Source organism: Herbaspirillum lusitanum (assembly GCF_026127345.1).
Taxonomy (GTDB): domain Bacteria; phylum Pseudomonadota; class Gammaproteobacteria; order Burkholderiales; family Burkholderiaceae_D; genus Herbaspirillum; species Herbaspirillum lusitanum.
The window spans coordinates 1-25,357 of sequence record NZ_QXFG01000007.1 but is presented as its reverse complement, the minus strand read 5'-3'; the positions used below and the strand labels follow the sequence as shown (position 1 = coordinate 25,357).

At 59.3% G+C, this 25,357-nt stretch carries 21 protein-coding genes and 1 other RNA gene; 6 read left to right on the top strand and 16 right to left on the bottom strand.

All coding sequences use genetic code 11. The features are described 5' to 3' along the window. Nucleotides 1-58: 58 nt before the first annotated feature. The 16 genes from DXT88_RS07580 to gyrA all read right to left on the bottom strand — a co-directional run bounded on the left by DXT88_RS07580 (nucleotide 59) and on the right by gyrA (nucleotide 17,538). Complete coding sequence (locus tag DXT88_RS07580) at nucleotides 59-1,027, bottom strand: GGDEF domain-containing protein (RefSeq protein ID WP_265212391.1); 969 nt, start codon at nucleotides 1,025-1,027, stop codon at nucleotides 59-61. After that, nucleotides 1,014-1,235, bottom strand: a complete 222-nt coding sequence (locus tag DXT88_RS07575; protein ID WP_265212389.1) for a hypothetical protein — start codon at nucleotides 1,233-1,235, stop codon at nucleotides 1,014-1,016. The genes DXT88_RS07580 and DXT88_RS07575 overlap by 14 nt, the downstream gene beginning before the upstream one ends. 93 nt (nucleotides 1,236-1,328) lie before the next feature. Next, the gene (locus DXT88_RS07570; RefSeq protein WP_016833070.1) at nucleotides 1,329-1,703 is read right to left on the bottom strand and encodes a ComEA family DNA-binding protein; all 375 of its coding nucleotides are present in this window, start codon (nucleotides 1,701-1,703) and stop codon (nucleotides 1,329-1,331) included. A 195-nt stretch (nucleotides 1,704-1,898) separates the two neighbouring features. Further along, complete coding sequence (rfaE1, locus tag DXT88_RS07565; RefSeq protein WP_265212387.1) at nucleotides 1,899-2,843, bottom strand: D-glycero-beta-D-manno-heptose-7-phosphate kinase; 945 nt, start codon at nucleotides 2,841-2,843, stop codon at nucleotides 1,899-1,901. A 4-nt stretch (nucleotides 2,844-2,847) separates the two neighbouring features. Further along, nucleotides 2,848-4,224 (bottom strand): UDP-glucose dehydrogenase family protein, encoded by a 1,377-nt coding sequence (locus DXT88_RS07560; protein ID WP_265212385.1) that lies wholly within the window; start codon nucleotides 4,222-4,224, stop codon nucleotides 2,848-2,850. 33 nt (nucleotides 4,225-4,257) lie between these two features. Next, on the bottom strand, nucleotides 4,258-5,433 hold the full coding sequence (lapB, locus tag DXT88_RS07555) for a lipopolysaccharide assembly protein LapB (RefSeq protein WP_265212383.1): 1,176 nt from the start codon (nucleotides 5,431-5,433) through the stop codon (nucleotides 4,258-4,260). Between the two features lie 12 nt (nucleotides 5,434-5,445). Then, nucleotides 5,446-5,772, bottom strand: a complete 327-nt coding sequence (locus tag DXT88_RS07550; RefSeq protein WP_029363179.1) for a LapA family protein — start codon at nucleotides 5,770-5,772, stop codon at nucleotides 5,446-5,448. A 206-nt stretch (nucleotides 5,773-5,978) separates the two neighbouring features. Further along, the gene (locus DXT88_RS07545; protein WP_007876341.1) at nucleotides 5,979-6,284 is read right to left on the bottom strand and encodes an integration host factor subunit beta; all 306 of its coding nucleotides are present in this window, start codon (nucleotides 6,282-6,284) and stop codon (nucleotides 5,979-5,981) included. Nucleotides 6,285-6,297: 13 nt separating this feature from the next. Further along, entirely contained in the window at nucleotides 6,298-8,013 is a 1,716-nt protein-coding gene (gene rpsA / locus DXT88_RS07540; RefSeq protein WP_083830855.1) for a 30S ribosomal protein S1, read from the bottom strand. Between the two features lie 173 nt (nucleotides 8,014-8,186). After that, a complete protein-coding gene (cmk, locus tag DXT88_RS07535; RefSeq protein ID WP_016833076.1) occupies nucleotides 8,187-8,849 on the bottom strand; it encodes a (d)CMP kinase in 663 nt (220 codons plus the stop codon). Nucleotides 8,850-8,903: 54 nt separating this feature from the next. Continuing rightward, a complete protein-coding gene (gene aroA, locus DXT88_RS07530; RefSeq protein WP_265212373.1) occupies nucleotides 8,904-10,235 on the bottom strand; it encodes a 3-phosphoshikimate 1-carboxyvinyltransferase in 1,332 nt (443 codons plus the stop codon). A gap of 89 nt (nucleotides 10,236-10,324) precedes the next feature. After that, a complete protein-coding gene (locus tag DXT88_RS07525; protein WP_265212371.1) occupies nucleotides 10,325-11,221 on the bottom strand; it encodes a prephenate dehydrogenase in 897 nt (298 codons plus the stop codon). Between the two features lie 12 nt (nucleotides 11,222-11,233). Next, complete coding sequence (gene hisC / locus DXT88_RS07520; protein ID WP_265212369.1) at nucleotides 11,234-12,340, bottom strand: histidinol-phosphate transaminase; 1,107 nt, start codon at nucleotides 12,338-12,340, stop codon at nucleotides 11,234-11,236. Between the two features lie 18 nt (nucleotides 12,341-12,358). Continuing rightward, nucleotides 12,359-13,432 (bottom strand): prephenate dehydratase, encoded by a 1,074-nt coding sequence (gene pheA / locus DXT88_RS07515; protein ID WP_016833081.1) that lies wholly within the window; start codon nucleotides 13,430-13,432, stop codon nucleotides 12,359-12,361. Nucleotides 13,433-13,623: 191 nt separating this feature from the next. Further along, the gene (gene serC, locus DXT88_RS07510) at nucleotides 13,624-14,721 is read right to left on the bottom strand and encodes a 3-phosphoserine/phosphohydroxythreonine transaminase (protein WP_016833082.1); all 1,098 of its coding nucleotides are present in this window, start codon (nucleotides 14,719-14,721) and stop codon (nucleotides 13,624-13,626) included. A gap of 141 nt (nucleotides 14,722-14,862) precedes the next feature. Continuing rightward, nucleotides 14,863-17,538, bottom strand: a complete 2,676-nt coding sequence (gene gyrA, locus DXT88_RS07505; RefSeq protein ID WP_265212368.1) for a DNA gyrase subunit A — start codon at nucleotides 17,536-17,538, stop codon at nucleotides 14,863-14,865. Nucleotides 17,539-17,875: 337 nt separating this feature from the next. Between gyrA and DXT88_RS07500 the strand changes: the two genes are divergently transcribed. The 6 genes from DXT88_RS07500 to ssrA all read left to right on the top strand — a co-directional run bounded on the left by DXT88_RS07500 (nucleotide 17,876) and on the right by ssrA (nucleotide 25,311). After that, entirely contained in the window at nucleotides 17,876-18,526 is a 651-nt protein-coding gene (locus tag DXT88_RS07500) for an OmpA family protein (protein WP_265212367.1), read from the top strand. A gap of 284 nt (nucleotides 18,527-18,810) precedes the next feature. Beyond that, nucleotides 18,811-19,431, top strand: coding sequence for an outer membrane protein OmpA (gene ompA / locus DXT88_RS07495; RefSeq protein WP_265212366.1), 621 nt, complete (start codon nucleotides 18,811-18,813; stop codon nucleotides 19,429-19,431). A gap of 109 nt (nucleotides 19,432-19,540) precedes the next feature. After that, nucleotides 19,541-20,239, top strand: a complete 699-nt coding sequence (ubiG, locus tag DXT88_RS07490; protein ID WP_265212365.1) for a bifunctional 2-polyprenyl-6-hydroxyphenol methylase/3-demethylubiquinol 3-O-methyltransferase UbiG — start codon at nucleotides 19,541-19,543, stop codon at nucleotides 20,237-20,239. Between the two features lie 104 nt (nucleotides 20,240-20,343). Next, nucleotides 20,344-21,006 (top strand): HAD family hydrolase, encoded by a 663-nt coding sequence (locus DXT88_RS07485; protein WP_265212364.1) that lies wholly within the window; start codon nucleotides 20,344-20,346, stop codon nucleotides 21,004-21,006. Nucleotides 21,007-21,123: 117 nt separating this feature from the next. Beyond that, a complete protein-coding gene (locus DXT88_RS07480; protein ID WP_265212363.1) occupies nucleotides 21,124-24,861 on the top strand; it encodes a DUF748 domain-containing protein in 3,738 nt (1,245 codons plus the stop codon). Between the two features lie 87 nt (nucleotides 24,862-24,948). Continuing rightward, nucleotides 24,949-25,311, top strand: a transfer-messenger RNA (tmRNA) gene (gene ssrA / locus DXT88_RS07475). Nucleotides 25,312-25,357 lie beyond the last annotated feature (46 nt).

The window sequence follows — 25,357 nt, the reverse complement described above, 5'->3', positions numbered from 1 at the left end:
TTGAGTAGTTAAATACAAGCGCGCCACGACGGGGACGTCTGTCCTCGCAAGCCACGAGCTACGACGCTTCGCGGCGCCGCTTCTTCTGCTGATACATCAAGGCGTCGGCGCTGCTCATCAGGTCGCCAATCGTATCATGCCCGGTCGCATCATATTCAATTGCGCCGACGCTGTACAGCAAGTCGTAGCCGCGCTTGCTGGTCTGATTGTGCAGATCGATCGCCTGTTCGAAATGCCCCAGCACGGTGGCGGTTTCCTGCGCGCCGGTGTTGGTGAGGAACACGGCAAATTCATCCCCGCCCAGCCGTCCGATCACGTCCGATTCGCGGAAATTGGCCGCCAGAATATTACTGAACGCCACCAGCGCGCGATCGCCTTCGGCATGTCCGAAGCGATCGTTGATCTGCTTGAACAAGTCGAGGTCGAAGTACAGCAGCGAGACCGGTTTGCCGAGTCGTTTGCACATGCTCAGCGCATGCTGGGACAGCGATTCGAAACCGCGCCGGTTGGACAGTTTGGTCAGCTCATCCATCGTGGCCAGATGCACCGCGACCATCTCCTGTTCGACCATGCGCGCCAGATCGCTCAGCAAGGCCTGGTCGTCGGCGTCGAAACGGCGTGGAATGGTATCAAGCAGGCACAATGTACCGAGCTTGTGGCCATGCGGACTGCGAATCGGGCAACCGGCATAGAAACGGATGAGCGGATCGCCTGTCACCAGTGGATTGTCCCTGAAGCGCTCGTCTTCCAGAGCATCCGGCACGACCATCACGTCGTCGCGCAGAATGGCGTGCGCGCAGAAGGAGACATCGCGTCCGGTTTCGCAGGCATCAACCCCGACACGCGCCTTGAACCACTGGCGTTTGGTGTCAACCAGGCTGACCACCGCCATGGGCACTGAAAAAAGCCGGCGCGCCAGCCTGGTCAGACGGTCAAAGCGTTCTTCCGGCGGTGTATCGAGGATCTGCAACCCATGCAGGTCGGCGACGCGCGCCTGGTCGTCGACGGGAATATCAGCGATTTTCATCGGTCTCTGTGCCCAGTTGTTGGTTGAAATCCTGCCCGCGAACGCGTGCGATGCAAGCTGAGTCCTTGCCTGCCGGAAAACCGTGCTCGTACAAGCGCCACGGCCCCTCTGTTGGACTTATCTTGTTCGCAAATCCACCATTACCGACCAAACTATTTATCGATGCTTTATTGGCTATTTTTCTACCTGTGACTGTAATGCCGATCAAGCATCTCCGCAAGCATCCTTCTCCGTAGGTAAGAGCAAACAAAAAACCCCGCAAAAGCGGGGTTTTTCGACAGGACCAGAATACGTTGCGATATCAGCCTTTGGTCGCCCCCGGTTTGTCCATTGCAGCCTCTTCCTTGCCGTCCTTCTTCTTGCCGAACGGTTTACCCGCCGACTTGGCGGGTGCTACCGCCGATTTGCCACGTGCCTGGCCGTTGACGGTCAGGCCTGCGTCCGACAGCTTGACTGCGCTCTTCTCGCCTACGCCTTTGACGCGGGTTTCAAAGTCGGACCAATCCTTGAATTCGCCCTTCTTGCGCTCGTCGAGGATACGCTTGGACATGGCCGGGCCGATGCCCTTGATGCCGTCCAGCGCAGCCTGATCGGCCTTGTTGACGTCAGCCTGGGCGAACGCCAGGCCAGTGCTGAGGAGGAAAGCGAAAAGAGCAGCGGTGAGTTTTTTCAACATGGGTATTGTTCCTTTGAAAGGTCATCGTTAAATCATGGAAGGGACGATCTCAGCTGGCGAATTGCGGCGGGCTGAGAAGTTTAACGATTCCCGGGAACAATAGTTGACAAAATGAAAACGAAATTGCGGCAATATTAATTCTCCCTGCATGCGCCCAATGTTCGGAATTCCTGGGGCGATGCAGGGAAAACCGGCTCAGAGCGCCAGTTCTTCGCGCGTGACGGTGGCGGTGCCGAGCTTGCCGACCACGATGCCGCCTGCCAGGTTGGCGATGCGGACCGCTTCCGTCAGCGCCACGCCGTTGCCGAGCATGACCGCCAGCGTGGCAATCACGGTGTCTCCGGCGCCGGAGACATCGAATACTTCGCGCGCCACCGCCGGGAAATTGACGACCTCGTTGTCCTGATACAAGGTCATGCCCTCTTCCGAACGGGTCAACAGCAGCGCCTCCAGATCGAGCGAGCGACGCAGGTTCTGCGCCTTGGTGGTGAGTTCTTCTTCAGACTTCCAGTTGCCGATAATCCGGATCAGCTCGGAACGGTTCGGGGTCAGAATGGAGGCGCCCTTGTAACGTGAAAAATCATCGCCCTTGGGATCCACCAAGAGACGTTTGCCGAGCTTCTTGCCGACGCCGATCATGTCGGCGACGTTCACCAGGCTGCCCTTGGCGTAGTCGGACAAGATGATGACGTCGTAATTGCCGATCAGCGCGTTGAATTGCGTGAGTTTGTCGCGCAGCACGGTGTCGGTCGGCGCATCTTCAAAATCCACGCGCACCAGTTGCTGCTGACGGCCGATGACGCGCAGCTTGATGATGGTCGAGATGGCGGGGTCGCGATTCAGATAGCTGCTGATGCCAAGGTCGGTCAACAGACCTTCGACCACGGCGCCGGCCTCATCTTGTCCGATCACGCCCAGCAAGCCGGTTTGCGCGCCCAGCGTGGCGGCATTGCGCGCGACATTGGCGGCGCCGCCCAGACGTTCTTCGCGACGCTCGACACGCACCACAGGCACCGGTGCTTCCGGCGAAATGCGATTGACTTCACCGAACCAGTAACGATCCAGCATGACGTCACCGACGATCAGGATGCGCGCATTGCTCAGGGCCCCCAGTGGATTGCCGGAATTCAGAATTGTCATCGAGTCAACTCTTGGTCAGGATGGAGCGACCGATGCCGTGGTATTCAATACCGGCATCCGCCATGACTTGCGGTTCGAACAGGTTACGGCCGTCAAAAATCACCGGCGCCTTGAGCTTGCTCTTGAGCTGGTCGAAATCGGGGCTGCGGAAGGCTTTCCATTCAGTGACGATAGCCAGCGCATCGGCGTCTTGCAGCGCATCCATCGGGCTTTCGCTGAAACGGATGCGGTTCAGAATACTTTCGTCGTCATTGAAGTCCAGCGCCAGCACACGCCTGGCTTCCTTCATCGCGACCGGGTCGAACACCGCCACCGTGGCGCCGCGCGCGATCAGCTCGCCGAGCAGCACACGCGACGATGCTTCACGCATGTCGTCGGTATTGGGCTTGAACGCCAGGCCCCAGACTGCAAAATGGCGGCCTTGCAGGTTTTCGCCGAAGCGCGCCACAATCTTATTGCCGAGCACATGCTTCTGATTGTTGTTGACCTGCTCAACGGCGCGCAGGATGTGCAGCTCCTGGCCGTAGGCGCGCGCAGTGCGTTCCAGCGCCTGCACGTCCTTGGGGAAGCAGGACCCGCCATAGCCGCAGCCGGCATACAGGAAGCTGTGGCCGATGCGCGGATCGGAACCGATGCCGTGGCGTACCGCCTCGATATCGGCGCCGACCTGGTCCGCCAGGTTGGCCAGTTCGTTCATGAAAGAGATGCGTGTCGCCAGCATGGCGTTGGCGGCGTATTTCGTGAATTCGGCAGAACGTACGTCCATCCAGTAAGTGCGTTCATGGTTGCGATTGAACGGCGCGTACAGTTTTTTCATGGCGGCGTAAGCCTGCATGCCTTCGGCGGTATTGTCGTGGCCGATGACGATGCGGTCGGGACGCATGAAGTCTTCGACGGCGGCGCCTTCCTTGAGGAACTCCGGATTCGACACTACCGAGAACTTGGCCTCAACATTGCCGCGCTGCTGCAATTCCTGTGCAACTGCCGCGCTGACCTTGCCGGCGGTACCGACCGGTACGGTCGACTTGTCGACGATCACCTTGAAGCCGGTCATGTGCTTGCCGATGTTGCGTGCGGCGGCCAGCACGTATTGCAGATCGGCCGAACCGTCCTCGTCGGGCGGCGTACCGACGGCGATGAACTGCACGTCGCCATGCGCCACGCTGGCGGCCACGTCGGTAGAGAACGTCAGGCGTCCGGCGGCGCGATTGCGCGCCACGACGTCTTCCAGACCCGGCTCGTGAATGGGAATGCCGCCGTTGTTGAGGATGTCGATCTTGCTCTGGTCGACGTCAAGGCAAAATACGTTGTTGCCCAATTCAGCCAGGCAGGCGCCTGTAACGAGACCGACGTAGCCGGTGCCAATGATGGTGATTTTCATAAAATTTTCTAAAGGTGCGAGTGCCTGAGCACTCTAGTTCATTACGTTCAATTCTTCAGTACGGCGCGGCGGATAGGTTTCCCAATGGTTACAGCCGGGGCAATGCCAATAGAACTGGCGCGCCTTGAAGCCGCAATGGGTACATTGGTAACGCGCCAGTTTTTGCGTATAGCTGTGCACCAGCGTCTTCACCACTGCCAGTTCCGGGCGTATTTCCGCCGGCGCGTTCAACATGCGCGCCTCGAGGAATTTGTCGAGGCCGAGCAAGGTCGGCGTGCGGCGCAACTCGTCGCTGACAAGTTGATTCGCGGCTTCCACGCCTTCCAGTTCGAGCACCGCCTTGAACACCACTTCCAGCAAATCAATCGATGGCGCTTCAGCCAGGTAAGAGCGCAGCAGATTCAGGCCTTCTTGCATGCGCCCCACCGCTTGGTAGCCGTCGAGCAGTCGCTGCGCCACCAGCGCCGCATGCGGGACGCTTTGGTGCTCGACCCGACGCCAGGCCAGCAAGGCGGCTTCAATGTCTCCCTTGGCGCGGTACACATCGCCCAGCAATATCGTTGCGCGCACGCTCTTGCGATCAGTCGCCAGGGCTTTTTCCAACAGGCTCATGGCGGCGTCGGGATGAGTATGCACCAACTCGTCCTCAGCCAGCTCGCAATAGAACTGGGCGATTTCCTTCTGTCGGCCGCCGGCCCCCGCAGCTTGCAATGTTTCTGCGGCCTTGATGGCGCGCGACCATTCTTTTTCGCGCTGGTAGATTTCCAGCAACGCGCGCCCGGCCTGGGCGCCGTATTGCGTGTCGTTGAGCAGATGGAAAGTCTCTTCGGCGCGATCCAGCAGTCCGGCCTTGAGATAATCCTGACCCAGCTCGTATTGGGCATGCGCCTTGTGCTCGGCCGGCAAATCGGGACGCGCCAGCAGGTTCTGGTGAACCCGGATGGCGCGTTCGGTTTCACCGCGACGACGGAACAGGTTGCCGAGGGCGAAATGCAGCTCCACCGTTTCGGGATCAAGCTTGACGATTTCGATGAAAGCGTCGATGGCCTTGTCGGGTTGCTCGTTGAGCAGGAAATTCAACCCCTTGAAATAACCGTGCGGCAGCGTGCGCGACTCGGACAGCAATTGATTGATGTCGACGCGGGCGGCAATCCATCCCAGCCCGAAGAAGACCGGAATGCCCAGCAGCCACCAGAATTCAAATTCCATATAAAACCGCGATCAGATGAGGTGCTGCGGGGGAACTACGCTGTCCGGTTGCGGCGGCTGAGTCTGAGCCAGCAACTGGGCCTCGCGTTCCTTCTGCAGCATGGAAAGACTCTTCCTTTGCTTCGACGCTTCGCGACGATGGCGGAGCACCAGCGGCGTCATCGCCAGCACGCCGAGGATGGCGCCGCCGACGAAGCACACCAGCAACACCAGCACCAACGGATCCGTGCGCTCGTAGCCGAGGAAGAAATGCAGCGTGATTTCCTGCGTGTTTTTCAACGCGAAGAAAAAGAAAAGAATAAAGAGGACCGCCGCAATCAGTCTTGAAATTATCTTCATGGCGCAAATCCTTTTCGATGTATTGGCCGGCCAGCAGGCACGGCGACAGGGTACTGCCTGACCGCGTGCGCAGGAAGCGCGGCAGATGTGAAATTGTACGTGAAAAAAAACGGCATCCAAAGATGCCGTTCATTTTGTTAAGCGCTATTTACACTCTTATACACGTAGCGCCCAACTGCTTCGCAGGTATGCCGCGAAGCGTCAACTCAGTCTTCCTTGATGGGTTGCCCCACCATGGCGTCGACACGCTCCCGCAATTCCTTGCCTGGCTTGAAGTGGGGTACCCGTTTTTCAGGCACCATCACTTTGTCGCCCGACTTGGGATTGCGACCGATGCGAGGCGGCCTGCGATTTAACGCAAAGCTGCCAAAACCACGGATCTCGATGCGCTGGCCGGTTGCTAATGCATCAACCATGGCATCGAGAATGGTCTTGACCGCGTAATCCGCATCCTTGGCGACAAGTTGCGGATAACGCTCAGCCAGGCGAGCGATCAGCTCAGACTTGGTCATTATGCTCGACTGATCAGTTCTTGTTGTCGAGCTTTGCCTTCAGCAGTGCACCCAGGCTGGTGGTACCGGAAGCCGCGCTGGAGTCCGAAGACATCTTTTGCATTGCTTCCTGAGTCTCAGCGTTGTCCTTTGCCTTGATCGACAATTGGATGCTGCGTGCCTTGCGGTCGATGTTGATGACCAGCGCTTCAACGCTGTCGCCGACCTTCAGGTGTGTACCTGCATCTTCAACGCGATCGCGCGAGATTTCGGATGCACGCAGGTAGCCTTCGACTTCTTCCGACAACTGGATCACTGCGCCCTTAGGCTCGACCGACTTGACCGTACCGTTGACCAGTGCGCCCTTGTCGTTCATTGCAGCGAAGTTGTTGAACGGATCGCCTTCCAGCTGCTTGACGCCCAGGGAAACGCGTTCGCGCTCGACGTCGATTGCCAGAACGACTGCTTCCAGTTCGTCGCCCTTCTTGAACTTGCGCACGGCTTCTTCGCCGGTTTCAGTCCAGGACAGGTCGGACAGGTGAACCAGACCGTCGATGTTGCCGGTCAGGCCGATGAACACGCCGAAGTCAGTGATCGACTTGATGGCGCCCTTGACCTTGTCGCCCTTCTTGTGGGTGATCGCGAAATCATCCCATGGATTCGCCTTGCATTGTTTCATGCCCAGGCTGATGCGACGACGCTCTTCGTCGATTTCCAGAACCATGACTTCCACTTCGTCGCCCAGTTGAACAACCTTGTTAGGCGCGACGTTCTTGTTGGTCCAGTCCATTTCGGAAACGTGCACCAGGCCTTCGATACCTTGCTCGACTTCGACGAATGCGCCGTAGTCTGTCAGGTTGGTGACCTTGCCGAACAGGCGTGTGCCTTGCGGGTAGCGACGGGACAGACCTGTCCATGGGTCGTCGCCCAGTTGCTTGACGCCCAGCGAAACGCGGTTCTTCTCTTGATCGTACTTGAGGACCTTGGCAGTGATCTCTTGACCGACTGTGAGCACTTCCGATGGGTGACGCACACGACGCCATGCCAGATCGGTGATGTGCAGCAGGCCGTCGATGCCACCCAGATCCACGAACGCGCCGTAGTCGGTGATGTTCTTGACGACGCCGGTAACCACGGTGCCTTCTTTCAGGGTTTCCATCAGCTTTTGACGCTCTTCGCCCATCGACGCTTCGATGACGGCGCGACGCGACAACACGACGTTGTTGCGCTTGCGATCCAGCTTGATGACCTTGAATTCCAGGGTCTTGCCTTCGAAAGGCGTTGTGTCCTTGACCGGACGTGTATCCACCAGCGAGCCTGGCAGGAAGGCACGGATGCCGTTGGTCAGAACGGTCAGGCCGCCCTTGACCTTGCCATTGACAGTACCAACGACGATCTCGCCGGACTCCATCGCTTTTTCGAGCGAGAGCCACGATGCCAGACGCTTGGCCTTGTCACGCGACAGGATAGTGTCGCCGAAACCGTTTTCCAGCGATTCGATCGCGACGGAGATGAAATCGCCGACGTTGACTTCGAGTTCGCCGTTGTCATTTTTGAATTCTTCGATAGGAATGAAGGCTTCGGACTTCAGGCCGGCGTTGACGATAACGAAGTTATGGTCGAGGCGGACGACTTCAGCCGAAATGACTTCACCAGAACGCATGTCTTGACGTGACAGCGATTCTTCAAACAGCGCTGCAAATGCATCAGCGCCAGCGGCTCCAGGAGCCAGGACAGTAGTGGTAGACATAGAATTAAGAAAGGTGTTGGCCAATATCCGGTCGCAACTTGCATAAATCAGACTGCTGGAGATGCATGCAAAAGACGATGAATAATGGGTTTAGGTTTATCAACACGCGCCGGACTTTGCATCAGGCGAGCACCAATGGCGTTACAAAAACAACAAATACAACGACAACAAACTCATAAAGCCGCGTACCAGCTGAGCACCTGCTTGACCGCCTCATCGGCCGTCATGTCGGAAGTATCCAGTAAATACGCACCCTCGGCCGGCTTAAGCGGCGCCGACGCACGATTCATATCGCGCGCATCGCGTTCCCGCAGGTCCTTGGAGAGGTCTTCCATATTAGCAGGAAAACCCTTGTCAATCAATTGCTTATAGCGCCTTTGCGCTCTCGCTTCGACGCTGGCGGTCAAAAAGACCTTCAGTGGCGCATGGGGAAAGATCACCGTCCCCATGTCGCGACCATCCGCGACCAGACCCGGCGCCTTGCGAAAACTCAGTTGCAGGCCGTACAGCGCATGGCGAACTGTTGCCAGAACAGCAATTTTCGAAGCAGTATTCCCCACTTCTTCGGCACGGATGGCTTGAGAAACGTCTTCATTGGCCAGGAAAATATGGCCGCCGTCGAAATGGCAATTAAGGTGCTCGGCGCTCTTGGCCAGACCGTGCTCGTCGTTCATTTCGATGCCGCGGCGGATCGCCGACAACGCCGTCAGGCGATACAAAGCGCCCGAATCGAGATAGTGGAAGCCCAATTGCTGGGCGACTCTTTGCGCCACCGTACCCTTGCCCGATGCGGTCGGGCCGTCAATGGCGATGACGGGAATATTTGCCGTGTTCATGGGAATCCCGCTAGTAGTTAATTCTTGTTGAATTCTTGCCTGGTTTTTGACAAATCAAATCAGTGTCTGCTCAGCAATATGCTGGAACACCCGGAAATAGTCAGGGAAAGTCTTGGCCACGCATTTCGGATCATTGATGCGCACTTGCGTACCGCGGCGCGCGGCGCCATCCAGCGATGCCAACGAGAAACACATCGCCATGCGGTGGTCGTCGTAGGTGTCGATGGTGGCCGGCGTCAGTTGTTGCGGCGGCGTCACGCTCAGGTAATCAGCACCCTCTTCCACGATCGCACCGAGCTTGCGCAGCTCGGTCGCCATCGCGGCCAGACGGTCGGTTTCCTTGACGCGCCAGCTGGCGATGTTGCGCAGCACGCTGGTGCCGTCTGCGTACAACGCAGCCACCGCGATGGTCATGGCGGCATCGGGAATGTGGTTGAAGTCGGTGTCGATCGCTTTCAGCACGCCATTTGACGACGCCTCAATCCAGTTGTCGCCCATGGTGATGGTCACGCCCATCTGGCGCAGCGCTTCGACGAAGCGCACATCCCCCTGGATGCTGTCCTTGCCGACGCCTTCCACGCGGATCGGGCCGCCGGCGATGGCGCCTGCCGCCAGGAAATACGAGGCCGACGAGGCGTCGCCTTCAACGTGGATGACGTCCGGGCTTTGATAATGCTGACCTGCCGCGATGGTGAAGGATTGCCAGCCGGCACGCTGAACATCGACGCCGAAACGGCGCATCAGGTTCAGCGTGATCTCAATGTAAGGCTTGGAAATCAGTTCGCCGATCACCTCGATGGTCATCGGCTCATCCCTGGCCATCAACGGCGCCGCCATCAGCAAGGCCGTCAGGAACTGGCTGGAGACATTGCCGCGCACTTTCATGCGATGTGCATTGAGCAGGCCGCGACGAATATGCAGGGGCGGATAGCCGGGATTGCCGGTGTATTCGATGCGCATGCCGACGTCGTTGAGCGCGTCGACCAGATCGCCGATCGGCCGCTCATGCATGCGCGGCACGCCGTGCAGCGTGTAGTCGCCGCCGATCACGGCCAGCGCCGCCGTCAGCGGACGGATCGCGGTGCCGGCGTTGCCCATGAACAGATCGGCCTGGTGTACCGGCAACACGCCGTCGACGCCATGCACGATGTAATCCTGGGTGCCTTCGATCTGCTCCCATTTGACCCCGAGTTGCTGCAAGGCCATCAGCATCACCAGCGTGTCGTCGGAGGCCAGCAAGTCCATGATCCTGGTGGTGCCGCGCGACAATGCCGCCAGCAACAGGATGCGGTTGGAGATGCTTTTGGAGCCGGGCAGTTTGACCGTGCCCTGGACATGCGCCACGGGATTGAGGTCAATATGGCGGGGATAGGAAGCTGGCTTCATCGGAAATAGTTGTCTGTGGTGGTTCTGTGGGTTGTTCTGCGGCTGATTCAGGAAATCAGGCGGCATCCGTGCAAAGCGGCGATCCTTGCTCAGTCGCCGCCCTCTTTGTTCTGCCGCTCGGCGGTTTCAATCGCGGCAGTCCAATTGTGCCGCGCCTGCTGGGCATTGGCGTAAATTTTTTCCAGGCCGTCGCTGTCGCGCTCGACCAGCAGCTTGCGCATGCGGATCAGTTGCACCAGGTACGCATCCAGCTCATGCAGCAAGGCGGCGCGATTGGCCAGCGAAATATCGCGCCACATCTCAGGCGAGGAACCGGCGATGCGGGTGAAGTCGCGGAAACCGCTGGCCGCGTACTGGAACAGGATGGGCGCATGCGGCTTGGAAGCGATATCGTCGACCAGTGCATACGCCAGCAGATGCGGCAAGTGGCTGACCGAAGCGAACACCGCGTCGTGCTCTTGCGGGCTGAGGCGATGGATGCTGGCGCCGCAGGCCTGCCAGGCTTGCGCCACGCGTTCGACGTCTTGTTCGGCATTTTCATCGAGCGCCGTGATGACGGTCTTCTTGCCGACGTACAAATCGGCCAGCGCCGCATCGGGACCGTTTTGCTCACGTCCGGCAATCGGATGGCCCGGCACGAATTGTCCGATCTTGTCGCCCAGCGCAAGGCGCGCTGCGGCCACCACATCGGCCTTGGTGCTGCCGGCATCGGTCACCACGGTGCCGGGCTGCAAATGCGGCTCGATGCTTTCCAGGATAGCGCCGGTCTGCGCCACCGGCGCCGCCAGCAAAATCAGATCCGCGCCGTGCACCGCATCGGCAACCAAAGTGCAGGCCTCGTCGATGATTCCCAGCTCTTTCGCTCGCGACAGCGATGCCTCGCTGCGGCCAACGCCGACCACATGCTCGACCGCACCGGCTTTTTTCAGCGCCAGCGCAAACGAGCCGCCGATCAGGCCGACGCCGAAGACAACAATTTTCTTCACTATCTGCCGCCTTCAGCCCAGGATGGTTTTCAACGCGGCGATGAACGCGGCGTTTTCTTCGGGCAAGCCGACGGTGATGCGCAGCCATTGCGGCAAGCCGTAGTTGCCCACCGGACGCACGATGATGCCCTGCTTGAGCAGCGCCAGATTGACGCGCGCGCCGGCGCCGTCATCGTCGCCGACCTTGACCAGCACGAAGTTGCCGTACGACGGCACGTAGGTCAGGCCGAGTTCATCGAAGGCCTGGATCAATTGCTTGTAACCCTGAGCATTGACCTCGGCGCTTTTTTGCAGGAAAGCCTTGTCGGTGAGCGCGGCAACCGCGGCGGCCTGCGCCAGCGAATTGACGTTGAACGGCTGGCGAATGCGGTTGAGCAGATCGGTCACGCCCGGCTGCCCGATCGCGAAACCGACACGCAGGCCGGCCAGGCCATAGGCTTTGGACATGGTGCGCGAAACGATCAGATTCGGGAAGGTGCGCACCCAGTCGGTCGATTCGTATTGCAGATCGGCCGACAGGTATTCGTTGTAAGCCTCGTCGATCACGACGACCACATGCTGCGGCACGGCCTTGAGGAAAGCCTCCAGCTCGGCCGCCGGCAGGAAGGTGCCGGTCGGATTGTTCGGGTTGGCGATGAACACCAGGCGCGTGTCGTCGGCAATCGCCGCCGCCATGGCTTGCAGGTCATGGCCGAAGTCCTTGGCCTTGACTTCGATGGCGCGCGCGCCGACCGCTTGTGTCGCCAGCGCATAGACCAGGAAACCGTACTGCGCGTACACCACGGATTGCCTGGGTTGCACGAAGGCGTGCGCCGCCAGTTCGAGGATGTCGTTGCTGCCGTTGCCCAGCGTGACCCAATCCTGCGGCACGCCGTACTTGGCGCTGATCGCGGCCTTCAGGTCGAAGCCATTGGCGTCCGGATAGCGGCCGATGTCGGCCACCGCCTGCTGCATTGCCAGACGCGCCGATTCGGGCATGCCGAGCGGGTTTTCATTGGACGCCAGCTTGATGATCTTGCTCTCGTCGAGTCCGAATTCGCGGGCGACTTCAGCGATAGGCTTGCCTGCCTGGTAAGGCGCCAGCGCGCGCACGTATTCCGGACCAAATGGTGTGGACATGATGAACCTTCGAATGATTTATACGGTAAAGGGGTAAGAGCCGAGCAGCTTGAAGAACGCGGCGTTCTCCTTGAGCTCGGCCAGCGCCTTGGCGACTTTTTCGTCTTGCTCGTGACCTTCCAGGTCAACGTAGAAATAGTATTCCCACGCTCCCATGCGCGCCGGACGCGACTCAAAGCGCGTCATCGATACGCCGTGCCTGGCCAACGGCGCCAGCAGATTGTAGACGGCGCCAGCCTTGTTCGGCACGGACAGCACGATGGAAGTCTGGTCGCGGCCGGACGGCGCCGTTTGCAAGCGGCCGATGACGGCGAAACGCGTGCGGTTATGCGGATCATCCTGGATGTGCGCGTTGACGGTTTGCAGGCTGTATTTCTGCCCGGCGATTTCACCGGCGATGGCGGCCACGGTCGTGTCTTCGCCGGCCATGCGCGCGGCTTCGGCGTTGGACGCCACGGCCTGGCGCTCGACGCCGGGATAATTCTGGTTGAGCCAGGCGTTGCATTGCGCCAGCGCCTGCGAATGCGCGCAAATACGCGTCACGCCTTGCATGCCGCCGGCCTTGGTCATCAGGCTGTGATGCACCGGGATCGAAATCTCGCCGCTGATGCGCAGCGTGGTTTGCAGCAGCAGGTCGAGCGTACGGTTGATCACGCCTTCGGAGGAGTTCTCGATCGGCACCACGCCGAAATCGGCGGTGCCTGCTTCGGCGTCGCGGAACACTTCGTCGATCGATACGCATGGCAAGCCTTCGACGGCGTGGCCGAACTGCTGGTACACGGCTTGTTCGCTGAAGGTGCCTTCGGGGCCGAGATAGGCCACCACGACACGCTTTTCCAGCGCGCGGCAAGCCGACATGACTTCACGAAAAATGGTCTGGATATCGGTTCCCAGCAGCGGCCCCGGATTGCGTTCGGCGGCCTTGCGCAGGACCTGCGCTTCACGCTCGGGACGGAACACCGGGGCATTGGTCTCGGCCTTGACGTGCCCGACTTCCTGCGCGACGCGTGCGCGCTGGTTCAGCAAATCAAGGATTTGCGCATCGATGGCGTCGATCTTCTGACGCAAGGGCAAGAGTTTGTCTTCACTCATTGTGGTCTTTCTTGTTCAATCTGTTCCGGCCGACAGCAACTCAGTAGCAAGTAAGTAGCAAGCAAATGCAGTCAGCCCAAGCTCGATTGAACGGGTGCTGCAAAGCAAAGCTGGCTACGCGCAGCGTCGCAGACAGTGCGCTAGCACGGCAAGACGTTGCAACAACGCCAGATTTGTTTTGCAGCAGCCGTTCAGTGTGTGCGTTCGAAGTGGCGGAGGTACTCCACCAGTGCTTCGACGCCTTCCATCGGCATCGCGTTGTAGATCGATGCGCGCATGCCGCCGACCGACTTGTGGCCTTTCAGCTGCAGCAGGCCGCGCTCTTTGGCGCCGGCCAGGAATGTCTCGTTCAATGTTTCGTCATGCAGGAAAAACGGCGCGTTCATGCGTGAACGGCACTCTTTCGCAATCCGTGTTGTATAAAATTCGGTGCTGTCGAGGTAGTCGTACAGCAGATCCGCCTTGGCGATATTGCGCCGCTCCATTTCGGCCACGCCGCCCTGGCGCTTGAGCCACTGGAACACCAGGCCGGCGATGTAGATCGCATAGGTCGGCGGCGTGTTGTACATGGAGTCGTTGTCGGCGACGATCTTCCAGTCGAAGGCCGACGGACAGATCGGCAAGGCGTGGCCGAGCAGATCTTCACGCACGATGACGATGGTCAATCCGGCCGGGCCGATATTCTTTTGGGCGCCGCCATAGATGACGCCGTATTTGGAGACATCCACCGCGCGCGACAAAATGTGCGACGACATGTCGGCCACGATGGGTGCATTGTCGGTATCGGCAGCGACGTCAGGCGTAAATTGGTATTCGACGCCGTCGATGGTTTCATTGGTGCACAGATGCACGTAGGCGGCGTTGCGTGAAAGTTTCCAGGTGTCGCGCGCCGGGATGCGGGCGAACTTTTCGGCTTCGGACGAGGCGGCGACGTTGACCTCGCAATAGCGCCGCGCTTCCTTGATCGACTTGGTCGACCACGAGCCCGTGTTGACGTAGTCCGCGACGCCTGCGCCTTTACCGCGCAGGCCGGCGAGGTTCATCGGGATGATGGCGTTCTCGGCGATGGCGCCGCCTTGCAGGAACAGGATCTTGTAGTTGGCCGGCACCGCGAACAGCTCGCGCATGTCGCGCAAGGCCGTCTCGATGATCGACATGTATTCCTTGCCGCGATGGCTCATCTCCATCACGGACATGCCGCTGCCGTGCCAGTCCAGCATTTCGTCGGCAGCTTGTTGCAGCACTTCTTTCGGCAATACGGCCGGACCGGCGGAAAAATTGTAGACCATGATCTAGGTAAAAAATAAAGAAAAGACGAGGCAACGATACAAGAACAAGGCCAGGAAGGACAGAAACAGACGGCAGAACAAACAAGCGCAACAGGATGAAAATGACCGGCCATCAGCCGGTCATTTTGTGTTCAGCCCGAACTATTCTGCAGCTGCGTCACTTTCACCGGCGGCTGTATCGCCGCTGCCTTCGGCGCCAACAGCACCTTCGACATCGCCTTCGGCCTTGTCTTCCTCGGCGTCGGATTCCACCACGCGTTGCAGGCCGCTCAGCTTGGTGCCGTCTTCCACGGCAATCAGCGTCACGCCTTGCGTTGCCCGGCCCATTTCGCGGATCTCCGCGACGCGGGTGCGGATCAGCACGCCGCCAGTGGTGATCAGCATGATTTCATCGCTGGCTTCGACCAGTGTCGCCGCAACCACTTTGCCGTTGCGTTCGCTGGTCTGGATCGCGATCATGCCCTTGGTGCCGCGACCGTGGCGGGTGTACTCGGTGATCGGCGTACGTTTGCCGAAACCGTTTTCGGTAGCCGTCAGGACCGACTGCTGTTCGTTCTCGGCGACCAGCAACGCGATGACCTGCTGACCTTCTTCCAGGTTCATGCCGCGCACGCCACGGGCGGTGCGGCCCATCGGACGCACGTCGTTTTCGTCGAAGCGCACGGCCTTGCCGGAATCCGAGAACAGCATGACGTCGTGCTGGCCGTCGGTCAGCGCAGCGCCGATCAGGAAGTCGCCCTCATCGAGGTCGACCGCGATGATGCCGGCCTTGCGCGGATTGCTGAAGTCGGACAACGGCGTCTTCTTGACGGTGCCCAGGCTGGTCGACATGAAGACATAGCGGTCTTCGGGGAACACGCGGTTCTCGCCCGACAGCGGCAACACCACGGTGATCTTTTCGCCGTCCTGCAACGGGAACATGTTGACGATGGGCTTGCCGCGCGAATTGCGCGAACCCTGCGGCACTTCCCATACCTTCAGCCAGTACAGGCGGCCGCGGTTGGAGAAGCACAGGATGTAGTCGTGCGTGTTGGCAATGAACAACTGGTCGATCCAGTCGTCGTCCTTGGTCGCCATGGCCTGCTTGCCGCGGCCGCCGCGTTTTTGTGCACGGTATTCGGACACCGGCTGCGACTTCATGTAGCCCGAGTGCGATAGCGTCACGACCAGGTCTTGCGGCGTGATCAGGTCTTCGGTGCCGAGATCGGTGGCGTTGTGTTCGATGGTCGAGCGGCGCTCGTCCTTGACGCCGATGCCGAAGTCATTCTTCGCGGCCGTCAGTTCGTCGGTGATGATGGAGGTCACGCGCGTCGGCTTGGACAAGATGTCCAGCAGGTCGGCGATCTGTTCCATCACTTCCTTGTATTCATTGACGATCTTGTCTTGCTCCAGGCCGGTCAGGCGTTGCAGACGCATTTGCAGAATTTCCTGCGCCTGGTCGTCGGACAGCTTGTACAGGCCGTCGGTCTGGATGCCGTAATGCGCCGGCAGGTTTTCCGGACGGAAGGCTTCGATGCCGCTGCTGTTTTCCGCACCGGTGCGGGACAGCATTTCGCGCACCATGGACGAATCCCAGGCACGCGCCATCAGTTCGGACTTCGCGATCGGCGGCGTCGGCGCCGCGCGGATGATCGCGATGAAGTCGTCGATGTTGGCCAGAGCAACCGCCAGACCTTCCAGCACGTGGCCGCGTTCGCGCGCCTTGCGCAGTTCGAAGATCGTGCGGCGCGTCACCACTTCGCGGCGATGCGACAGGAAGCATTCCAGCATCTGCTTCAGGTTCAGCAGCTTCGGCTGGCGATCGACCAGCGCCACCATGTTCATGCCGAAGGTGTCCTGCAACTGTGTCTGCTTGTACAGATTATTGAGGACGACTTCCGGCACTTCACCGCGCTTGAGTTCGATTACCACGCGCATGCCCGACTTGTCGGACTCGTCGCGCAGGTCGGAAATGCCTTCCAGCTTCTTGTCGCGCACCAGCTCGGCGATACGCTCGAGCAAGGCCTTCTTGTTGACCTGGTACGGCAGCTCGTCGACGATGATCGCCGTGCGGCCTTCGCGGCCGAATTCTTCAAAATGCGTCTTGGCGCGCATCACCACGCGGCCGCGGCCGGTACGGTAGCCATCGCGCACGCCGGATACGCCGTAAATGATGCCGCCGGTCGGGAAATCAGGCGCCGGAATCAGCTCGATCAGCTCATCGATGGTGCAATCGGCATTCGACAACACATGCAGTGCGCCATTGATGACTTCGGTGATGTTGTGCGGCGGAATGTTGGTGGCCATGCCCACCGCGATACCGGACGAACCGTTGATCAGCAGGTTGGGGATGCGAGTCGGCAGCACCGACGGTTCTTTTTCCTTGCCGTCGTAATTGGGATCGAAATCGACGGTTTCCTTCTCGATGTCGGCCAGCAATTCGTTGGCGATCTTGTCCAGGCGGCACTCGGTATAACGCATCGCGGCGGCGCCGTCGCCGTCGATGGAACCGAAATTGCCCTGGCCGTCCACCAGCATGTAGCGCAGCGAAAAATCCTGCGCCATGCGCACCAGCGTGTCGTAAATCGAGGCGTCGCCGTGCGGGTGGTATTTACCCATGACTTCACCGACCACGCGCGCGCACTTCACGAACGGGCGATTCCAGACATTGTTCATTTCATGCATCGCAAACAGCACGCGGCGGTGTACCGGCTTCAGGCCGTCGCGCACGTCCGGCAGAGCTCGTCCGACGATCACGCTCATGGCGTAATCGAGGTAGCTCTTGCGCATCTCTTCTTCAAGGGAAATGGGGATGGTTTCTTTAGCGAATTGATCCATTGGCGAGTCGAGAGGTATTGATTTGAGTGGTTAAATCAGGCCCGGAACCTGTTCATTGCGGGCAGCGACTACAAACGAAGCATTCTAGCACGCCGAGCCCTTGCAGCACCGGTTTTAGCTCACCGGCAATATGCAGCGGCGAGCGCAAACAAATACAGGCAAATCCACTAATTATGATTAAAATGCGAGCCTTCCGAAGAAAATGACGCATCACGGAAATCGCAGCCTTTAGCGCATTTCCCTCAGGCAAACTGCGAGCTTGCAGCCTGTCCACTCATGTCGTCGCAACCCGCTAACTAATATGTCTTGTAAATTTCCCGGCCTGTTCGGCCTCCTGTTGGGCGCCACCACTCTTTCCGCTTACGCCCAGGGCAACACCAATATTGCGGCAACACCGACCGCCGCCTACGGCCAGGACAACCAGGGCAGCGTCGCGCGCAGCCAGTACGGCCTGTGCTGGCGCACCGGCTATTGGACGCCGTCGGATTCCCTGACCGGCTGCGATGGCGAGCTGGCTCCGCTCATCACCAATCCGATCGCGCCCGCCCTGGTGAGCAATCCGGCAGCAATCACCGTGAACGCTGCAGTATCGGCCAACGGCACAAATTGCGATTTCAGCATCACGCTCAACGAAAGCCAGACATTCGGCTCCGGCAAGACGACATTGAACCAAGCCGCACAACAACGCATCCAGGCACAAGTCGTTGAGAAGCTGCCGACTTGCGGGGTAATCGACGCAATTGTTGTCACCGGCCACGCTGATCGGCTTGGCTCCCGGAAACATAATGAAGAAATCGCCCTCAAACGAGCGGAAGCCGTCGCCGCATTTCTGAAGAGCAAAAGTGTTGCCGCACCGATTCAAATCGTCGGCGCCGGCAGCAATGAGCCGGTGGCTCAATGTGGACAAAACCTTCCCGCCAGGAAATTGACAGCCTGCCTATCACCGGATCGCCGTGTGGTTATTCACGTGCAAGGGCATGAAAAATAAGGTTTTTTAGCTAAAGCCTGGCTTTTTTGACAACGGAGTGCGGCACTTTGTGGAGATAAACGTCTTGTTACCAAAAAACAACAGAGTGCTAAAAACGTTGATTGGACTATTTGGCAACGTTCGCTGATTGCACCAGCCTGTGGCAGAATGGCGGCTAAGTTCATTGCACGCCCTCCTGCAAAGTGGGGCATGTAACGACCTGAACACATGATATTATTCGTTTTTTTGATGTCGTAATTTTGTAGCGCAGTTTATCTGCGGATATCTCACCCGAGAGGAGAAACATGAACAAATTAGCAAAACTCGTCTTCGCTGCTGCGTCCGCAGCCATCGCTTTGTCTGCGACCGCACAGGAAATCAAGGACATCAAGGTTCGTCCGAACAGCCTGTACCTGCAAGACAGCCGTGACGTCGTTACTCGCAGCGGCTTCGGTCTGTGCTGGCAAACAGCGTTTGTCAACGGCCCATGCGAAGAAGCTCCTGCTCAAGCTGCTGCTCCAGCCGCTGCCTCAGCTGCTCCAGCTGCCGCTGCAGCAGCCGCTCCGACATCGGAAAAAGTCACTTACGCTGCTGATGCTTTCTTTGACTTCGACAAGGCAGTTCTGAAGCCAGCCGGCAAGTCCAAACTGGACGAACTGGTTGCCAATCTGAAAGGCCTGAACCTGGAAGTCATCATCGCCGTTGGCCACACTGACTCCGTCGGTTCCGTCGCCTACAACCAAAAACTGTCCGTCCGCCGCGCTGAATCGGTGAAGGCATATTTGGTTTCCAAGGGTGTCGAAGCTAACCGCGTCTACACTGAAGGCAAGGGCAAATCGCAACCAGTCGCAGACAACAAGTCCGCAGCTGGCCGCGCCAAGAACCGCCGCGTTGAAATCGAAGTCGTTGGTACACGTAACAAGTAATACCAACACGCGATTTTCAATCGAGAAAAACCCCGCTTCGGCGGGGTTTTTTTATGGAAATTTACTTTGCGGCGAACAGCATCCGGCGGCTTCGGCTATCATTCAGCCTATGAATGCCGATCCTCAAGAATTGCAAAAATTTAGCGATCTCGCCCATCGTTGGTGGGACCCCACTTCCGAATTTCGTCCTTTGCACGAAATCAATCCGCTCCGGCTGGAATGGATCAACGCCCGCGCCGCACTATCCGGCAAGAGCGTAGTCGATGTCGGCTGCGGCGGCGGCATCCTGGCCGAATCCATGGCGCGCAAAGGCGCCAGGGTGACAGGCATCGATCTCTCCGAAAAAGCGCTCAAGGTCGCCGACCTGCATGGCATGGAGTCCGGCATCCAGGTTCGCTACGAAAAGATCGCCGCAGAAGATCTCGCCGCACGCGAACCGGGCCAGTTCGACGTCGTCACCTGCATGGAAATGCTGGAACACGTCCCCGATCCCGCCTCCATCGTGCGCGCCTGCACAGCAATGGTAAAGCCGGGCGGCCATGTATTCTTTTCCACGCTGAACCGCAATCCCAAGGCATACCTGTTCGCTATCATCGGTGCCGAGTACCTGTTGCGCATGCTGCCCAAGGGCACGCATGATTACGCCAAGTTCATCACGCCGGCAGAATTGGCGCGCTTCATTCGCGAAGCCGGACTGGAGCTCGATGGATTCAAGGGACTCTCCTACAATCCGCTGACCAAGCTGTACTCGATCAACCAGGACACCAGCGTCAATTACATGGTGGCTTGCCGCAAGCCGTTGTCCTGACTGCAATACTCAATACTCAATGGCCGGCGGCGTCCCGCAGCGGACATCGCCGGCAAACTGCAACAGCTTCTGCTGTTGTTCCAATCGCCTTCATCGTGCCGACCATGCCTCTGAAAATACCCCGCGCCATCCTGTTCGACCTCGATGGCACGCTCGCCGACACGGCGCCCGACCTGGCTGAAGCCGTCAACCAGCTGCGCGCCGAGCGCGGTCTGGAGCCGACACCGTATGAACAATTGCGCCCAGTGGCATCAGCCGGCGCACGCGGCCTGATCGGTACGGCCTTTGGCATCAAGCCTGATGACGCTGAATATGAAGACCTGCGTGTGCGCTTCCTCAACAATTACGAAGCCAAGCTGGTCGTCAAAAGCAAACTCTTTGACGGCGTCTCCGATCTGCTGAAGCAGCTGGAAGCGCGCGGACTGGCCTGGGGCATCGTCACCAACAAGGCGTCGCGCTTCACCGACCCGCTGGTGCCGCAAATCGGGCTTGGCCATGCAGGGTGCGTGGTCTCCGGCGACACCACACCGCACACCAAACCGCATCCGGCGCCGTTGTATGAAGCCGCGAACCGGCTCCAATTGGCTGCGGACGAATGCTGGTACGTCGGCGACGATCTGCGCGATATCCAGGCCGGACGTGCCGCAGGCATGCAGACCATCGCCGCCGCCTGGGGCTATTGCGGCCACGTGGCGCCGGCATCATGGGAAGCCGACGCATTGCTGCACGATCCGATGCAATTGCTGGAACTGATCAAGCCGGAATAACCGCAACCGTCATTGCCGTAGTTGAGTTACCTGTCGACGTCTTTCCGGCGCCGACCATACAATTAAACGAAGGTCCATTCCGCTGACGCGGGCTACCTTCCTCACGAGGAACCGATCATGGCCAATCATCCCCGTCCTGCCTGGCAGCTGCGCACCTTGCGCTGGTCCGCATACACCATCGCTTTCCTGCTTTTGCTGGCGCTGATCAGCTGGCTCGCGTTGCCGTCGTTGGTCAAGAAAATCGCGATCGAACAAACGCAAGAAAAGATCGGCCGCAAGCTCGACATCGGTGAACTCAGTTTCAATCCTTTCGTGCTTGCGTTGCGCGTGCATGACGTCACGCTGTACGAACCGGATCAGAAGACTGCCGCGTTCAGCGCCAAGGAACTGGTAGTCAATGCATCGTCCACTTCCGTGCTGCGCCTGGCCGCCATCCTCGACGAAATCCAGCTGGTCGAACCCAAGGTCCACATCGTGCGCCTGAGCGACGAAGGCATCGGCCGCTACAACTTCTCCGACATCATCGATCGCGTGCTGGCGACGCCAAAAAGCGAAGGCCAGACGCTGTTCTCCCTGGCCAACGTGCAATTGCAAAACGGCGCCATCCTGTTCGACGACAAAGTCAGCGGCAAAACCATCGACATCCGCGCGCTGAACATCGGCGTGCCCTTTGTCTCCAACCTGCCGCGCAACGTCGACACCTTCGTGCAACCGGTGCTGTCGATGACCGTCAACGGCACACCGTTCTCGCTCAAGGGCCGCAGCAAGCCCTTCGCCAGCTCGCTCGACACCACGCTGGCGATCGACATCGACAAACTGGACGTCGCCAGCTATCTGCCCTTCTCGCCCGTTGCGCTGCCGGTCAAACTGGACAGCGCGAAGCTCTCCACGCGACTGGACCTGACTTTCAGCCGCGACAAGGACAAGCCGCAGATCGGCCTCGACGGCGACCTCACGCTGGCCGACATTTCTGTGCAGGAGAAGAATGCCGCGCCGCTCATCAAGATCGGCTCGCTGTCAGCCAAGATCGACAAGCTCGACCTGCTCAAGCTGAGCGGCGTAATTGATCAGATTGCCATCGACAAGCCGCAAATCTGGGCCGACATGAATGCCCGCGGAGAAATCAACTGGACTCGCATCGGCAAGAGCGATGCCCGGGCCAAATCTGCCGCCTCTGCAAAAAAACCGGCAACAGCAACAGCAACGACAACGCCGGCAACCGAAACCAAGACCGAAGCCAAGGACGCTGCCGCCCCGGCCATTACCATCCGCAAACTGCTGGTACGCGACGGCAGCGTGCAATGGACCGACGACGCCAACGCATCGCCGCGCCAGACCGTTCATCTCGACAAGATCACTGTCGACGCCGAAGAAGTCTCCACGCTGGCCGACGCCAAGCCGGCCAGGCTGGCGCTGTCGCTCACCGAAAACGGCAAGGGTGAGATCGGCTTCACCGGCGCATTGGCGCCGCTCAAAGGCGAAGTCAACGGCACCGCGACCTTGAAGACGGTTCAACTGAGCGGCTATCAGAACTACCTCAACCGCTCGCTCAACGGCGCGCTCAGCGGCCAGGTTTCAGGCAGCACCGAGGTGCAGGTTGCCGGCAGCCAGGTCAAGCTCGGTAAACTGGGCATGGAAATCGCCGACCTCAAACTGTCTCCCAAGACCAAATCCGCCGCCGGCGTCATCGGCGCCAAAACCATCGCGCTCGACAACGCCAGCATCGACCTGCAGGGCCGCAAAGCCGAAGCGGACGCCTTCCGCATCGTCGGCCTCAACGGCGATCTGCGCCGCGACGCCAAGGGCGCATTCAACCTGCAGGACTTGCTGGTCGCGCCGGGAAGCAAACCCGCGCCAGTCGGCGAGCCGGCCAAAGAACCGGCCGTCGCATCCGCGGCACCGGCAAAGAAGCAAAGCGCCACTACCGCCGCCACCGCCTGGCAAGCACGTCTGCGTAACCTGTCGATCGGCAATAGCAATATCTCCTACGAAGACAGCAGCGTGACGCCGCCCCAGAAGCTGCGCATCGAAAGTCTCGATCTCAAGGCGGATAACCTCTCCAGCCAGCTCGACCAAACCAGCAAGCTGTCGCTGCAAGCCACACTGAACAAAAATGGCAAGCTGTCCGTGACTGGCCAGGCGGCGCCGCAACTCAAAACCGTGGATCTTGCGCTGGATGCTCAGAACCTGCCGATCGCGCCGTTCCAGAGCTATTTCACCGATTACCTCAACGTCACGCTGACCAGCGGCACGCTCAGCACCAAGGGCAAGCTGGCGCTGACGCCGCCGATCAACAAGCAGACGCTGGCGCTGCAATACAACGGCTCGGCCAGCCTCAACAATTTCCGCGTGCTGGACAAACTCACGTCGAGCGACTTCCTGCGCTGGCGTACGCTGAACCTGCAAGGCATCAACGCCAAGATCGGCGGCAAGCCGCTGGTCACACTGGACAAGATCGCGCTGTCCGATTTCTACGCACGCGCCATCTTGTCCGATCAGGGCAAGCTCAATCTGCAAGACATCGTGGTCTCCAAGGAAACGCCACCCAGCTCCGTCACGGCAGCGGAAACCAGCGCAGACAAGCCCTCGACGACCGTCGCCAAGACCACCACCTCGACCGCGCCGGTCACACCCGCCGCGCCCGATCCCAACGCGCCGGTGATCCGCATAGGCCAGACCGTCCTGCAAAGCGGCAACATCAACTTCACCGACAACTTCGTCAAACCCAACTACACGGTCAACATGACCGGCATGGGCGGCACCATCGGCAGCATCGCTTCCGACAAGCCGCAACCGGCCACCATCGATTTACGCGGTAAGGTCGACAACGATGCGCCGCTGCAGATTTCGGGTACGCTCAATCCGCTGTTCAAACCGATGTTCCTCGACATCAAGGCCAGTGCCAACGGCGTCCAGTTGCCGCGCCTGACGCCCTATTCGGCCAAATACGCGGGCTACCCGATCACCAAGGGCAAGCTGTCGATGGACGTGCAATACAAGATCGAGAACGACAAGCTGGTGGCGCAGAACGACGTGCGCATTGAGCAACTGACCTTCGGCGACCATGTTGACGGCCCCAACGTCACCAAGCTGCCGGTGATGCTGGCGGTGTCGCTGCTCAAAGACCGTGACGGCACCATCAATCTGAACCTGCCGATTTCCGGCTCGCTGTCCGATCCGCAGTTCTCGATCGGCGGCATCATCATGCGCGTCTTCGTCAACCTCATCGTGAAGGCCGTCACCTCGCCGTTCGCGCTCATCAGTTCGATGTTCGGCAGCGGCGGCGAAGCCGAGCTCAACTACATCGAATTCGAGCCGGGCTCGTCCGAGATCACCGCCGACATCCGCAAGAAGCTCGACACGCTCGGCTACGCCCTGCACCAGCGTCCGGCGCTCAAGATCGACGTCATGGGCCGTGCCGATCCGGCGGTCGACGACGCCGGCCTGCGCCAGGAAGTCCTCAACCGCAAGATGCGCGTGCTGAAACGCAAGGACGTCATCGAGAAGGAAGGCCAGCCGACCGGCAAGGACAACAGTCTCAGCGACGCCGACCGTGCCAAGTACATGGAAAAGGTCTACAAGGACGAAAAATTCAAGAAGCCGCGCAATATGGTCGGTCTCGCAAAATCTCTGCCGCCGGAAGAAATGCAGAAGCTGATCGTCGACAACACGCCAGTCACCGAAGACGACCTGCGCAACCTGGCCCAGCGCCGCGCGGACGTGGTGCGCAATTATCTGCAGGACCAAAGCATCATCTCGGCCGACCGCATCTTCCTGATCGCTCCCAAGCTGACGGCTGAAGGCATCAAGGACAAGGGCCAGGGCAGCCGGGTCGACCTGAGCCTGCAGCAGTAAGGCACCAACACTGGGGGCAGCAGCGCGCTCCGGCTCTTGATAATCGGGCGAGCCGCCCCCACACTGAGTTATAATGCAAGTCTGCATGGGGCCGACTTGGTTTCGACGTGGGTTGCAAAGCAGCGCAGGGCATACCGAGGACTGACTACCTCGTAAATACAATCAGACAAGATATAACTGCAAACGATAACTCGTACGCACAAGCGGCTTAATACCCGCTTGCTCTACACTACTTCTTCCTTGGGGTAGGCTGGTAAAACAGCAGTAGAGTCATTTACAAGGAATCGCTTTGAATCGGGTCACTTGGTTCAAGGCTAAATCTAAGGTGACTCGCCTTAACGAAGCGTGCGCGTCCGCGTCGTTCGGGTTAAATCAAATGGCAGCGCTAAGTATGTAGAACTGTCTGTAGAGTGCTTGCGGACGCGGGTTCGATTCCCGCCGGCTCCACCACCAATACAAAAGGTCACCCGAAAGGGTGGCCTTTTTTATTGGTAAT

Excerpts from the sequence above, each read along its gene's own strand:
- serC (WP_016833082.1), bottom strand. The coding sequence starts at position 14,721 with ATGGTCTACAATTTTTCCGCCGGTCCGGCCGTATTGCCGAAAGAAGTG.
- hisC (WP_265212369.1), bottom strand. The coding sequence starts at position 12,340 with ATGTCCACACCATTTGGTCCGGAATACGTGCGCGCGCTGGCGCCTTAC.
- DXT88_RS07550 (WP_029363179.1), bottom strand. The coding sequence starts at position 5,772 with ATGAAGATAATTTCAAGACTGATTGCGGCGGTCCTCTTTATTCTTTTC.
- aroA (WP_265212373.1), bottom strand. The coding sequence starts at position 10,235 with ATGAAGCCAGCTTCCTATCCCCGCCATATTGACCTCAATCCCGTGGCG.
- DXT88_RS07485 (WP_265212364.1), top strand. The coding sequence starts at position 20,344 with ATGCCTCTGAAAATACCCCGCGCCATCCTGTTCGACCTCGATGGCACG.
- DXT88_RS07545 (WP_007876341.1), bottom strand. The coding sequence starts at position 6,284 with ATGACCAAGTCTGAGCTGATCGCTCGCCTGGCTGAGCGTTATCCGCAA.
- DXT88_RS07580 (WP_265212391.1), bottom strand. The coding sequence starts at position 1,027 with ATGAAAATCGCTGATATTCCCGTCGACGACCAGGCGCGCGTCGCCGAC.
- rfaE1 (WP_265212387.1), bottom strand. The coding sequence starts at position 2,843 with ATGACAATTCTGAATTCCGGCAATCCACTGGGGGCCCTGAGCAATGCG.
- pheA (WP_016833081.1), bottom strand. The coding sequence starts at position 13,432 with ATGAGTGAAGACAAACTCTTGCCCTTGCGTCAGAAGATCGACGCCATC.
- rpsA (WP_083830855.1), bottom strand. The coding sequence starts at position 8,013 with ATGTCTACCACTACTGTCCTGGCTCCTGGAGCCGCTGGCGCTGATGCA.
- ubiG (WP_265212365.1), top strand. The coding sequence starts at position 19,541 with ATGAATGCCGATCCTCAAGAATTGCAAAAATTTAGCGATCTCGCCCAT.
- ompA (WP_265212366.1), top strand. The coding sequence starts at position 18,811 with ATGAACAAATTAGCAAAACTCGTCTTCGCTGCTGCGTCCGCAGCCATC.
- DXT88_RS07570 (WP_016833070.1), bottom strand. The coding sequence starts at position 1,703 with ATGTTGAAAAAACTCACCGCTGCTCTTTTCGCTTTCCTCCTCAGCACT.
- DXT88_RS07560 (WP_265212385.1), bottom strand. The coding sequence starts at position 4,224 with ATGAAAATCACCATCATTGGCACCGGCTACGTCGGTCTCGTTACAGGC.
- lapB (WP_265212383.1), bottom strand. The coding sequence starts at position 5,433 with ATGGAATTTGAATTCTGGTGGCTGCTGGGCATTCCGGTCTTCTTCGGG.
- DXT88_RS07480 (WP_265212363.1), top strand. The coding sequence starts at position 21,124 with ATGGCCAATCATCCCCGTCCTGCCTGGCAGCTGCGCACCTTGCGCTGG.
- cmk (WP_016833076.1), bottom strand. The coding sequence starts at position 8,849 with ATGAACACGGCAAATATTCCCGTCATCGCCATTGACGGCCCGACCGCA.
- gyrA (WP_265212368.1), bottom strand. The coding sequence starts at position 17,538 with ATGGATCAATTCGCTAAAGAAACCATCCCCATTTCCCTTGAAGAAGAG.